At 42.3% G+C, this 12,738-nt stretch carries 9 protein-coding genes and 1 other annotated feature (1 of these 10 only partly in view); of the genes, 7 read left to right on the top strand and 2 right to left on the bottom strand.

Annotated features, from left to right (window positions below):
- Positions 1-96: 96 nt before the first annotated feature.
- Complete coding sequence (gene spoVB / locus ACZ5B7_RS23350; RefSeq protein WP_464491151.1) at positions 97-1,650, bottom strand: stage V sporulation protein B; 1,554 nt, start codon at positions 1,648-1,650, stop codon at positions 97-99.
- A 129-nt stretch (positions 1,651-1,779) separates the two neighbouring features.
- Here spoVB and ACZ5B7_RS23345 point away from each other — a divergent pair, with 129 nt between their 5' ends.
- From ACZ5B7_RS23345 to dtd, 6 genes are all read left to right on the top strand, one after another.
- Positions 1,780-2,064 carry a post-transcriptional regulator gene (locus ACZ5B7_RS23345; protein ID WP_464491150.1) on the top strand — a complete coding sequence of 95 codons (285 nt, stop codon included), beginning with the start codon at positions 1,780-1,782 and terminating at the stop codon, positions 2,062-2,064.
- A 130-nt stretch (positions 2,065-2,194) separates the two neighbouring features.
- Positions 2,195-4,456, top strand: coding sequence for a protein translocase subunit SecDF (gene secDF, locus ACZ5B7_RS23340; RefSeq protein WP_464491149.1), 2,262 nt, complete (start codon positions 2,195-2,197; stop codon positions 4,454-4,456).
- Positions 4,457-4,569: 113 nt separating this feature from the next.
- Entirely contained in the window at positions 4,570-6,933 is a 2,364-nt protein-coding gene (gene recJ, locus ACZ5B7_RS23335; RefSeq protein WP_464491148.1) for a single-stranded-DNA-specific exonuclease RecJ, read from the top strand.
- On the top strand, positions 6,924-7,436 hold the full coding sequence (locus ACZ5B7_RS23330) for an adenine phosphoribosyltransferase (RefSeq protein WP_423799187.1): 513 nt from the start codon (positions 6,924-6,926) through the stop codon (positions 7,434-7,436). Before recJ ends, ACZ5B7_RS23330 begins: the two co-directional genes overlap by 10 nt.
- A 254-nt stretch (positions 7,437-7,690) precedes the next feature.
- On the top strand, positions 7,691-9,886 hold the full coding sequence (locus ACZ5B7_RS23325) for a RelA/SpoT family protein (protein ID WP_464491147.1): 2,196 nt from the start codon (positions 7,691-7,693) through the stop codon (positions 9,884-9,886).
- Positions 9,887-9,899: 13 nt separating this feature from the next.
- Positions 9,900-10,340 (top strand): D-aminoacyl-tRNA deacylase, encoded by a 441-nt coding sequence (dtd, locus tag ACZ5B7_RS23320; protein ID WP_213120052.1) that lies wholly within the window; start codon positions 9,900-9,902, stop codon positions 10,338-10,340.
- Between the two features lie 43 nt (positions 10,341-10,383).
- Here the strand turns inward: dtd and ACZ5B7_RS23315 are convergent, their stop codons facing one another.
- A complete protein-coding gene (locus ACZ5B7_RS23315) occupies positions 10,384-12,171 on the bottom strand; it encodes an SH3 domain-containing protein (RefSeq protein WP_464491146.1) in 1,788 nt (595 codons plus the stop codon).
- Between the two features lie 164 nt (positions 12,172-12,335).
- Between ACZ5B7_RS23315 and ACZ5B7_RS23310 the strand changes: the two genes are divergently transcribed.
- Positions 12,336-12,512 carry a hypothetical protein gene (locus ACZ5B7_RS23310; RefSeq protein ID WP_464491145.1) on the top strand — a complete coding sequence of 59 codons (177 nt, stop codon included), beginning with the start codon at positions 12,336-12,338 and terminating at the stop codon, positions 12,510-12,512.
- Between the two features lie 63 nt (positions 12,513-12,575).
- Positions 12,576-12,738 (top strand) — a binding site (T-box leader); it runs 77 nt beyond the window's last position.

Here is a 12,738-nt window from a genome sequence, read left to right as displayed (position 1 = left end):
AAGACACGCCAAGAAATGTGCGTGTCTTCTTAACGCATAAATTGAACTACGCCTCATGAACCGTCCTATCGGACTCGCCAATCGGCGAGTTTTCATTTATTTTGCTATAAAAAATTTTTTAATCCATGGGATTCTTTGCAGTTCATCTTTTTTAATTAGACCTAATAATAAAAGCATTAAACAATATGATATACTCATCGCGAATAAAGCGGACAGAACTCTCACAGCTAAAGGTTCTGATAAAAGCATGTTGTCAAATAGCCAGAATCCCAGCCAGCCTGATGCTCCCATTACCAAAAATCCTTTTAAGTAGTCGCGGATATAAAAAGGAAAGGAAATCCTTTTTAAGACCGTCGCAAAGTGAAGGAGGGTAACAGCGACAAAGCCTACGATAATCCCTAGCGCAGCACCGGTAATTCCGAAGGCAGGCTGGGCAGCAAGGATAAAGATGACGGCCGTTTTCACAATCGCCCCGATTAAACTATTAATCATTGCCGCTCTTGCTAGGTTCAATGCTTGAAGGACGGCCTGAAGCGGGCCTTGATAATAATAAAACAAAAAGAATGGCGCCATCAGCCGGATAAAATAAGCCCCCTTTGTGGAACCATACATCAATTGCATCAGAGGATCAGCTAACACGTAAAGCACGATGACAGCAAGTCCGCCTGTCAAAAAAGTCAATCTTAATGCCTGCTGGAGCCTGTACTCTATTAATTTATAGTTTTTCTGCGAATTCGCTTCGCTGATGGCTGGCACAAGGGAGGTAGCCAACGAGAAAGTCACAAAAGAAGGAAGCATCAACAGCGGCATTGCATAACCTGTCAGGGCGCCGTATTGTTTTGTCGCATCAACCGCCATCACACCCGCAATTGCCAGGCTGTGAACGACCACAATTGGCTCAAAGAACCACGAAACTGACCCAATCATTCGGCTTCCCATTGTCGGAATCGCGATCTCCATCAAATCTTTAAAGGTTTGTTTCCCCTTATGGACAAACTGGAAAAAATTCTTGCGCAGCCTGAAACGTTTTTTAAATTTAAAGGTTGTCATTAAGTAAATAAGAGAAACTACCTCACCTAAAACGGAAGCCGCCATCGCCGCCGCTGCCGCATATTCGACTCCATAAGGGAGAAAGGCTTTGGTCATAACGGCAATTAAGGTGATCCGCACAAGCTGTTCCAAAATTTGCGATACAGCTGATGGCCGCATGTTCTGTCTTCCTTGGAAGTATCCTCTTAACACAGAAGAGATAGCAATAATGGGAACCGCCGGTGCAATCGCCATCAAAGGATAATAGGTTCTTGGGTCGGTAAAAAGTGTTGTTGACAAAACTGGTGCCAGCAATAATAATGCAGGCGTTATAATGATGGACAGTGTAATCGTTGTGGCAAGGGAGACAACAAGAATCTTTTTAATCCCGGCATGATCACCTTTTGCCTCCGCCTCAGCAATATTTTTCGAAATCGCCACAGGCAGCCCAAGCTGTACAATCGTCACCACAAGGATAAATGTAGGATAAGCCATCATATATAAGCCGACGCCTTCTTCACCAATGCTGCGCGCCAGGACAATCCGATAAATGAAGCCAAGGACTCTTGTAATCAATCCAGCAACTAACAGGATAAAAGTCCCCTTTAAAAACTTTGACATACTACTTCCCACCTTCTCAAAATAGGCGATATCATATACAATTATCTATATGCGTTATGGTGGACAAAGCATGACAAGCATTTGTACGGCAGTTCAATTTAAAGACACTTCTTTCGGGGGGCAATGAAGATGGATTATGGGCAATTTCGTACTCAAGTAAAACCTGCTATTGTGAGCAAGCTGGAAGAATTTCGTTTGCTGGGTTATGATTCAGTCAGCGAAACAGAGCTTTGGGAATACCTGACCAAGAAAAAGTGGAGAAAGGTAACAGACGAAAAGAAACTTTACGAAATCATCCAGGATATTCTCTCCATTAAGGTAAGTGATTACATCAGCTTTGCAACGATTGAAACATATAAAACTGCCGAATTCTCTCTTGAAGATGAAGAGGAATGGAAAGAGCTTTTAAAATAGTCTTATCTATCTTTTTCTAAATTGACAGTGCTGTTGACATATTCCATAATGAAGGAAGTGATTTTGGACAGTATTGGACTAAGAAAAAGCAAATGGTGCTTTTGTTTTATTTAAGGAGGAACAATACATAATGGTGAAACGCAGTCGAATTTTGGCCTTCCTTCTAATAGTTGTGTTATTAGGAAGTACGATGGGAGTTACAGCAAAAGGAATTTTGAACAACATGAAGCTTGGATTGGACCTGCAAGGTGGTTTTGAGGTTTTATATGAGGTGCAGCCGGCGAAAAAAGGTCAGAAAATTGACAAAGATATCCTGGCCAGTACGGCTAAAGCGCTCGATAAGCGGATTAACGTCCTCGGGGTCAGCGAGCCAAACATTCAAATTGAAGGGACAAATCGAATCCGCGTCCAGCTTGCCGGTGTCGAAGATCAAAATCAAGCGCGGGAAATTTTGTCTACCCAAGCAAATCTTTCCTTCCGTGATGCCAATGACCGCCTAATGATGGACGGTACTGATTTAAAAGAAGGCGGAGCGAAGCAAACTTTTGACGAAAATGGTAAACCAAGTGTTTCGTTAACGTTAAAAAGCGCTGATAAGTTCAAAACAGTAACGCAGGAAATTGTCAACACGTCTCCAAATGTTTTAGTCATTTGGCTTGATTTTATTGAAGGAAAAGATTCCTTTAAAGCAGAAGCAGCAAAGCAAGATCCTAAATATTTATCTGCTCCAACAGTAAACCAAGTCTTTAACCAGAATACGGTTTCTATCGTCGGTAACTTTACTGCTGAGGAAGCACAAACATTAGCTTCACTTTTAAATGCCGGTGCTCTACCTGTAAAACTGAAGGAAGTATATTCTACATCTGTCGGAGCTAGTTTTGGTGAGCAGGCATTAAATGAAACCATTCTGGCCGGTATTATCGGGATCGCTATTATTTATCTTTTCATGCTTGTGTATTATCGCTTCCCTGGATTCATTGCAACAATTACATTATCTCTATATATTTATCTCGTTTTACTCATCTTTGACTGGATGAACGGAGTGTTGACGCTGCCGGGTATTGCCGCCTTAATCCTCGGGGTGGGGATGGCTGTTGACGCCAACATCATCACCTATGAGAGAATACGGGAAGAAATTAAGGTTGGTAAATCCATTAAATCCGCGTTCCAAGCAGGAAGTAAGAATTCCTTTTCATCGATTCTTGATGCCAACCTGACAACGATTTTGGCCGCCGGCGTGCTGTTCTTCTATGGTACAAGCTCGGTTAAAGGCTTTGCTACGATGTTATTGGTGAGTATCCTGCTAAGCTTTGTGACAGCCGTTTTCGCGTCCCGCTTATTCTTAGGATTCTGGGTAAACAGCGGTTTCTTGAATAAAAAGCCGGGCTGGTTTGCTGTTAAGAAGTCTGCGATTAAGGATATTGCCGAAAACTTTGATACATTGGATTTGCCAACACGATTTGATAAGCTGGATTTTGTTAAAGGCAGAAGGGTGTTCTTCATTATTTCCGGAGTGCTGCTAACCGTCGGTTTAGTTCTGCTCCTTGTGTTCCGTTTGAATTTGTCTATTGACTTTTCAAAAGGAACCAGGATTGAAGTCTTATCTAATAACCCTTTAACATCACAAACGGTCGAAACGGCCTTAAATAAGCATCATATTAAGCCGGATGATATTGTGATTTCCGGGGATAAAAAGGAAATTGGATCTGCACGTACGAAGGATGTACTATCAAAGGATGAGATTGCTAAGTTAAAATCAGACTTCCAAAAGCAATTTGGGGCAGAGCCAAATGTCAGCACCGTCTCGCCGACGGTCGGTAAAGAACTGGCAAAGAATGCGTTTATTTCCTTGATTATCGCATCAATTGGAATTATTCTTTACGTTACGATTCGGTTTGAATGGGCGATGGCTGTTTCCGCCATTGTTTCCTTATTGCATGATGCCTTCTTCATGGTTGCTTTCTTCAGCATCACAAGACTGGAGGTCGACTTAACGTTCATCGCTGCCGTCTTAACGATTGTCGGTTATTCGATTAACGATACAATCGTTACCTTCGACCGGATGCGTGAAAACATGCAGAAGAAGAAGCGTCTTAAAACGAATCAAGATATTGCCGATGTACTTAACTTAAGTATCAGACAGACATTGACGCGCTCTGTTAATACAGTCTTTACCGTATTAGTAACAGTTGTTGCGATGATAATCTTTGGCAGTCCGTCCATTCAGAACTTCTCGATCGCCTTGTTTGTCGGCCTAATCACTGGTGTGTATTCATCCATTTGTGTCGCCGGTCCATTATGGTACGTTTTTAAAACACGTGAGCTTAAAAAGAAAGGCGTTATCAAAACCGTTAAAGAAAAAAGAAAGTATTCGGATCAGCCGCAAGTATAATAAAAAACAAAACCGCAGCCCAGGCTGCGGTTTTATTTTGGCTAATATATCCATCATTGAAAGGGACCTCATGCTCCTGTATAATAAGAAGGTCTAAAGGGGTGAACTTCTACATGTTAAAGTCTAAAACAAGATGGATTGTTCGTGAATCAGATCCGACCCTAGTAAAAGAACTGGAAAACGAGTTGAAAATTACACCTCTAGTGGCTTCGCTGCTTGTTAACCGCGGATTAGATACCGTTGATTCTGCACGGTATTTTTTATTTGGAAAAGATGACTTCCACGATCCTTATTTGTTAAAAGGGATGGATATCGCTGTTAAACGTATTCGTGAAGCAATCGAACGGAAGGAACCGATTCTTATATTTGGCGATTACGATGCGGATGGTGTCAGTAGTACATCCGTGTTAATAATTACACTCAGAGATTTAGGGGCAGACGTCCAATTCTATATTCCAAACCGTTTTACAGAAGGCTATGGCCCTAATGAGCCTGCATTTCGCCATGCGGCGGAAGCAGGAATAAAGTTGATTATTACCGTAGATACCGGAATTGCCGCTATTCATGAAGCGGCGGTGGCAAAGGAATTGGGTGTGGATTTAATCATTACGGACCACCATGAACCAGGGCCTGTTTTGCCGGAAGCTTTGGCGATTATTCATCCAAAGCTGCCTGACAGCATTTACCCGTTTCGCGAACTTGCTGGTGTGGGGGTTGCCTTTAAATTAGCCCACGCTTTATATGGAAAAGTGCCTGAGCATTTGTTTGAAATTGCGGTGATTGGTACAATCGCCGATTTAGTCTCTTTAAAAGACGAAAACCGGCTGATTGCCAAAAAGGGCCTAGAAAGATTGAAGGTCACTGAGAACATTGGTTTGCGGGCCATTTTTAAAATCGCTGGTGTTAATTCGCAAACAATAAATGAAGAAACCATTGGTTTTACACTCGCACCTCGTATCAATGCCGTAGGCAGGCTTGAGGATGCCGATTTGGCGGTCCGTCTCCTTCTTACCGATGACTCTATGGAGGCAGAGGAATTAGCCGCTGAGATGGATGTCCTAAATAAAACAAGGCAAACCATCGTAAACACAATAACCGAAGAGGCAATTGAGGAAGTTGAAAAGAATTTCCCGATTGAGGCCAACAAGGTTTTGGTGATTGGCAAGGAAGGCTGGAATGCCGGTGTCATTGGGATCGTCGCCTCGAGACTGGTTGAAAAATATTACCGCCCGACAATCGTGCTAAGTTTTGACCATGAAAAAGGGCTGGCAAAGGGCTCGGCACGCAGTATTCCCGGTTTTGATCTTTTTCATAATTTATCAACTTGCAGGGAAATCCTGCCTCATTTTGGCGGACATCCCATGGCTGCAGGAATGACACTGAAAATTGATGACGTACCAATCCTAAGGGCGCGCTTAAATAAGTTAGCCGATGACCTCCTAACGGATGAGGATTTTATTCCGGTAACCTTTCTTGATGAAGAGGTTCATCTAGAGGATATTCATTTAACCTCCTTGGAAGAAATGAACCTGCTGTCACCATTCGGAATGGATAACTCCAAACCAAAGGTGTTAATCAATCAGGTGGATGTTGCCAGTATCAGAAAAATCGGCAGCGAACAAAATCATCTGAAACTATCGCTTAGTGAAAATGACGCCAATCTTGATGGAGTAGGCTTCGGTTTGGGTTCCATTGTTGATGAGATTTCTCCATCGGCTAAAATTTCGTTAATTGGTGAATTATCGATTAATGAATGGAACAATATACGTAAACCGCAAATCATGGTACAGGACATTGCTGTACAGTCGTGGCAGCTGTTTGATTTTCGCGGCCAAAAGCGGCTGAATAGCATTGCTGCTAAGGTGCCTGCAGAAAATAGGAAGATTATCTTTTTTAATCAATCCCATCTTGAAAAACTTGCTCCAAACCTTCAACAGGAAAGCATTATGATCCGGGACACAATGGAAGCGAGTGCATTTAATGGCTATGAGGGTAACATTATACTAGCAGATTTTCCATCTTCAAAAGAGCTTTTAACGGAATTGTTAAAGGGGAATAAGCCTGGAAGGATTTACGCTTATTTTTATAAAGAATCCAGTGATTTTTTCAGCACCTTACCGACAAGAGAACATTTTAAATGGTATTATGCTTTTCTTTTGAAAAATGGACCTATTGATTTGAAAAGGTATGGCGATGATATCGCCAAGCGCCGCGGCTGGTCAAAGGAAACGATTAATTTTTTGTCAAAGGTGTTTTATGAATTGGATTTTGTTACAATAAATAATGGTTTTATTACTTTAAATCGGTCAGCGCAAAAGCGCGATTTAACTTATTCGCCAACCTATCAATTGAAAAAGAACCAATATGATCTTGAAAGGGAATTATTGTTTTCATCCTATCAAGAATTAAAAGGCTGGTTTGATGGGATTATTGGTGAGTCAGTTGTAATTGAGGAGGCAGTAAAGGAATGGATTTAACAAAGTTTGTGGCAATTGTACCGGATTACCCAAAACAAGGTATTGTTTTTAAAGATATTACTCCTTTAATGGGTGATGGCGAGGCCTATAAATATGCGACAGACCAAATCGTCGCCTATGCCAAGGATAAGGACATCGATATTATAGTTGGACCTGAAGCGCGCGGCTTCATCATTGGCTGCCCGGTTGCGTATTCTCTTGGAGTGGGCTTTGCTCCAGTTCGTAAGGAAGGAAAGCTTCCTCGTGAAACAGTTAACGTCAGTTATGGACTGGAATATGGGACAGATGTCTTAACCATTCATAAAGATGCGATAAAACCTGGTCAGCGTGTCTTGATTACGGACGATTTGCTGGCAACCGGCGGAACGATTGATGCAACGATTAAGCTGGTTGAGCAGCTCGGCGGTGTAGTGGCTGGAATCGCCTTTATCATCGAGTTGACTTACCTAAACGGCAGAAGCAAGCTTGATGATTATGATATACTAACATTAATGCAGTATTAACGTTTCATGAGGGCACTCGAAAGCATGAGTGCTCTCTTTATATAATGAAAAAAGATTAAACTCTTTACATCTTGGTTATTTTTTTCGATAATAGTAACAATCATTCTAATTTAGGAACAATTTTTCCTAGATTGAATTTATATAAAAATACAAATTCCGTTTTTTGGCATATAGAGAAACAACAAGCTCGTCAGATTTATAAAAAGAATGCTGATGGCTCATAAAACGAGATGGAAAATAAAAAAGGTGATTTCATGGCGAATGATCAAGTGTTAACATCCGACCAAGTCATCGACAAGACAAGAAAATATTTAAACGAAGAGCATGTGGAATTAGTCAAGAAGGCATATGATTTTGCTAAGCATGCTCATCGTGATCAATATCGTAAATCAGGTGAGCCATATATTATCCATCCAATTCAGGTCGCCGGCATTTTGGCTGATTTGGAAATGGATCCATCAACGGTGGCGGCAGGTTTTCTTCACGACGTCGTTGAGGATACGAATGTTTCCTTGAAGGATATTGAACATACTTTTAATGCCGAAGTGGCTATGCTTGTCGATGGGGTTACGAAACTGGGGAAAATTAAATATAAATCTCATGAGGAACAGCAGGCGGAGAACCATCGGAAAATGTTCGTGGCCATGGCACAGGACATCAGGGTTATCCTTATTAAGCTTGCCGACCGTTTGCATAATATGCGGACGTTAAAGCATCTTCCGTTGGAAAAGCAGCGTCGGATTGCCAATGAGACACTTGAAATATTTGCCCCTTTAGCCCATCGTCTTGGTATTTCAACAATTAAGTGGGAGCTTGAGGATACTGCATTACGATATTTAAATCCGCAGCAATATTACCGGATCGTCAACTTAATGAAGAAGAAGCGGGCGGAGCGGGAGCAATATCTTGACGATGTTATTGACGAAGTGAAGGCGCGCCTTTCTGATGTCTCCATTAAAGCAGATCTTTCTGGACGTCCCAAGCATATTTACAGCATTTATCGGAAAATGGCCTTGCAGAATAAGCAATTCAGTGAAATTTATGATTTGCTCGCTGTTCGTATTGTCGTCAATAGCATAAAGGATTGCTACGCCGTTTTAGGGATTATTCATACATGCTGGAAGCCGATGCCGGGGCGTTTCAAGGATTATATTGCGATGCCAAAGCCGAATATGTATCAGTCCCTTCATACCACGGTTATCGGTCCAAAAGGCGATCCTCTTGAGGTGCAGATCCGTACGTCTGAAATGCACCGCATCGCCGAGTTCGGGGTTGCCGCCCACTGGGCCTATAAAGAGGGAAAATCCCTCAGCGATAGTTCTTCCTTTGAACAAAAGCTAACCTGGTTTAGAGAAATTCTTGAGTTCCAGAACGATACAGCTAATGCTGAAGAGTTTATGGAATCATTAAAAATTGATCTCTTCTCGGATATGGTGTTTGTTTTTACACCAAAGGGCGATGTAATTGAATTGCCGTCCGGTTCTGTTCCGATTGACTTCGCTTACCGGATTCACTCAGAAATAGGCAATAAGACGATTGGAGCCAAAGTGAACGGCAAAATGGTTACGCTTGATTACAGGCTGAAAACGGGCGACATCATTGAAATTCTAACCTCCAAGCATTCCTATGGACCGAGTCAGGACTGGTTAAAGCTTGCGCAAACATCTCAGGCGAAAAATAAGATTCGCGCTTTCTTTAAGAAGCAGCGCCGCGATGAAAATGTCGTCAAGGGCAAAGAGCTGGTTGAAAAGGAAATCCGGAATTTGGAGTTTGATATTAAAGAAATTTTAACACCAGACAATCTTAAAAAAGTAGCCGAAAAATTTAATTTTACCAATGAAGAGGATATGTATGCGGCTGTCGGCTATAATGGGGTAACTGCGCTCCAGGTGGCCAACCGCTTAACGGAAAAATGGCGCAAAAAACGAGATCAGGAGCAGTCAGCAAGCCTTGCGAATGCGATTACTGATTTAAAGGCGTTCCCGCAGTCTAAAAAGCGCGAATCTGGAGTCCGTGTCCAAGGCATTGATAATCTGCTAATCCGCTTGTCCAGGTGCTGTAATCCTGTTCCAGGGGACGAAATTGTCGGCTATATTACGAAAGGGCGCGGCGTTTCCGTTCACCGTTCGGATTGTACGAATATTGACACCGGCGATGCCCAGTCGAGACTTATTCAGGTAGAATGGGAATCCGCCTTAAATGACCGGAAAGAATACAATGTCGATATCGAGATCAGCGGCTATGACCGGAGAGGGCTGTTAAACGAGGTTCTGCAGGCTGTGAACGAGACGAAAACAAATATCTCCGCCGTATCCGGCAAAACGGACCGCAATAAGATGGCGATGATTAACATGTCCATTGCGATTCATAATGTTGCTCATTTACAAAAGGTCGTTGACCGAATTAAACAGATTTCTGATATTTACTCGGTTCGCCGGATGATGAATTAAAGGAGTTTTTGTGATGCGAATAGTAGTTCAACGTAGCAAGGCGGCCAAAGTAACGGTGGGTGGCGAGGTGATTGGGCAGATTGAGAAAGGTCTTGTCCTGCTTGTTGGAGTCACCCATGACGATAAGATAGAGGATGCTGCATATCTTGCAGATAAAATCGTCAATTTAAGAATTTTTGAGGATGCGAACGAAAAAATGAACATGTCCTTGCTGGATGTTGGCGGGGAGATTTTGTCCGTTTCGCAATTTACCCTTTACGGGGATTGCAGCAACGGAAGACGGCCAAGCTTCATCAAAGCGGCGAGACCCGAATATGCGGTGGAAATTTATGAAACCTTCAATCGCTTATTACGTGAAAAAGGAGTCCATGTCGAAACCGGTCAATTCGGGGCTATGATGGATGTGCAGTTAACTAACGACGGCCCTGTAACGTTAATTGTCGAAAGCAAATAACTGCTTTAGAGCGTTAAAAAGAGACTGACCTGGTCAGTCTCTTTTAATTTGCTTTAAAAAATCTTGCAAGTCCCTCGTACAGCCCTGATGCAGCATTTTCTTGGTAAGTGCTGGAGTTCAAAGTCATTTCTTCTTCCGGGTTGCTTAAATAACCTAACTCCATGAGTACAGCTTTTTGATTATTTTCCCGAATGACATGATAATCGCCAATGCGAACTCCGCGATTTTTCAGTTTCGCTTGTCCTACCGCAGCGTTGTATAGGGTGTCAGCCAGATTTCTTTGATAAACGTGATAATAATAGCCTGTCATTCCGCGCACACTTCGATCTAAGTCACTGTCATAATGGAGACTGACGAACGCATCCGCATTATATGAATGGGCCATTCCAACCCGAGACTGCAGGGAAATAAAGGAATCATTGTTTCTTGTAAGATAGACATTTGCTCCGGCTGCCTTCAATTTATCATATAAAAGACGGGCAGTCCGAAGTGTCAAATCCTTTTCTAATGTCCCGTTCGCTCCCGTTGTTCCATTGTCGCCGCCGCCGTGACCTGGGTCAAGGACAATCGTTTTATTTTTCAAATAGCCTTCTGCTCCTGCTTTCTCAATCTGCGGTACAGAGCCGTTAGACGAGACGACCCAGCCGGCTACATAAGCAGTACTTCCATCTTTCAGTTTAATTTCATACCAATCATTCTGCACGCTGCTGACAGAATAAGCTTTACCTTCATTTGCCCGCACCACTACATCTGATTGTACGCTAGGCGATTTACGGATGTTAGTTCCATTTTGCAGAATGGTGATGGCACTTTCCTTTACAGTTTGTCCAGCATCCGAAGAGGTCTTTGTTCCGCTCTTATCCAGATAAAACCCGGATACCCAGCCGAAGCTGCCTGATTTTAACTCTATTTTTGCCCAGTTATTGTTCTCTTCAACGATAGTAAAGCGTTGTCCTCTTGTTACAGTTCCAATCACTGAGGAATTTAAAGTAGCCCCGGAGCGAACTCTTAAACTATCGGCGGTAACAAAACCGGACATACTGGTTGTTTGCTTGATTTTCGCTGTATCTTTTGAGACCTCCGAATCAAGGTTAATAAATTCAGCACTGACCCAGCCCTTCACATTTAAATAGCTAACCTGTACCCATTTATTTTGCTGGGATAAAATCGCCACACTTGTCCCTTTTGTCAGTTTCCCGATAACCGGACTTGCTGCATTTGGTGACTGCCTTACATTCAACGTGTCGCCAATTACACTGCCCGTATCGGCACCGGCACGTGTACTTGTTTTATTACCCGCATTAGTAGTTGAACTATTTTCCTGCTGCCCAGCTGTTTTTAAATCAATAAATTCCTTCGCAACCCAGCCCTCCCCGAACATTGAGGAGATTTTGTACCAATTTTCATTTTGGTCAATTACCTTAACTGCTTGACCTTTTGTTAAAGAACCAATGACGCGGAAGCTTGTCCCTGGGCCGGTTCGGATTCTTAATTGACTGGAATTGGCAGTTGCAGCAGATTGACCGGAAGAGGAGACGGCTTTGGCTGTTTGTTCATTATCCTTTGTTACGAGCCAATTGACTACCCAGCCTGTTTTGGCAAAGGAAACTTGAATTTGTATCCATTCTCCTTGCTCTTTTACGATTGGAAATGTTTCGCCGCGGTTCACTTGCTTCAATAATGGATAGCTTAAACCGGGTCCGGTGCGAACATTAAGCGAATCCACGGCAATCGATACGCTGCCGCTTGCAGCGCTGCTTTTTCCTTCAGGCAGGAAGGCTCCCAAAAAAAGAATGATAGATAATAATAGCAGACTAAACTTTTTGTGCATATCTTCCTCCTTTACCATTTTATTTTAACGTAAAATATACTGAAAATCATTCCTTAAATGGTCATTTTTGGACAAGCTTTATTAAAAAATAAAAAGTGATGAAATTTTTTCTCCCGAGATGGAAAGAATAAACACAAAAGGAAGTTTAACAGGGGGGATTTGCGATGCGGTCAAGTGACAAGGGAATGGACATCCAATCAATGAATGGCCGGCTGTTCGGTATGGATTTCCATGATTTTATTGAAAAAGAACAGCATTCTGGTTCCTATGAGCTTGCATCTGAATATGGATTAACGATGAGGGATGTAAGAAAGCTAAAAAAACGTTTGGAGCGATCTTAAAACTTGCTTGACAAAAGTTGCTGTTGCTCCGTATTATTATTAAATAATCAAAATATTATTTGCATAAAACCAATGATGGAGCATAGTAGTTAAGACAATCCATGAAAAGAGAGAAAATGCCCTGGGCTGAAAGCATTTTTGCATGAATCTTAATGAATGAACACTCCGTAGGTTTCTCTCTGAAAAAGGGTATTCCTCTATTAGGAGAAGAACGTGGCAGGCGTTA

The sequence above is a fragment of the Neobacillus sp. S1115 genome, assembly GCF_055385565.1.
Note: the sequence above shows the minus strand (reverse complement) of the source record. Positions and strands in the feature narration are given on the sequence as shown.

Bases quoted from the DNA above. Each gene is read 5' to 3' on its own strand.
- ACZ5B7_RS23325 (WP_464491147.1), top strand. From the start codon at position 7,691: ATGGCGAATGATCAAGTGTTAACATCCGACCAAGTCATCGACAAGACA.
- ACZ5B7_RS23330 (WP_423799187.1), top strand. From the start codon at position 6,924: ATGGATTTAACAAAGTTTGTGGCAATTGTACCGGATTACCCAAAACAA.
- recJ (WP_464491148.1), top strand. From the start codon at position 4,570: ATGTTAAAGTCTAAAACAAGATGGATTGTTCGTGAATCAGATCCGACC.
- ACZ5B7_RS23345 (WP_464491150.1), top strand. From the start codon at position 1,780: ATGGATTATGGGCAATTTCGTACTCAAGTAAAACCTGCTATTGTGAGC.
- ACZ5B7_RS23315 (WP_464491146.1), bottom strand. From the start codon at position 12,171: ATGCACAAAAAGTTTAGTCTGCTATTATTATCTATCATTCTTTTTTTG.
- ACZ5B7_RS23310 (WP_464491145.1), top strand. From the start codon at position 12,336: ATGCGGTCAAGTGACAAGGGAATGGACATCCAATCAATGAATGGCCGG.
- spoVB (WP_464491151.1), bottom strand. From the start codon at position 1,650: ATGTCAAAGTTTTTAAAGGGGACTTTTATCCTGTTAGTTGCTGGATTG.
- dtd (WP_213120052.1), top strand. From the start codon at position 9,900: ATGCGAATAGTAGTTCAACGTAGCAAGGCGGCCAAAGTAACGGTGGGT.
- secDF (WP_464491149.1), top strand. From the start codon at position 2,195: ATGGTGAAACGCAGTCGAATTTTGGCCTTCCTTCTAATAGTTGTGTTA.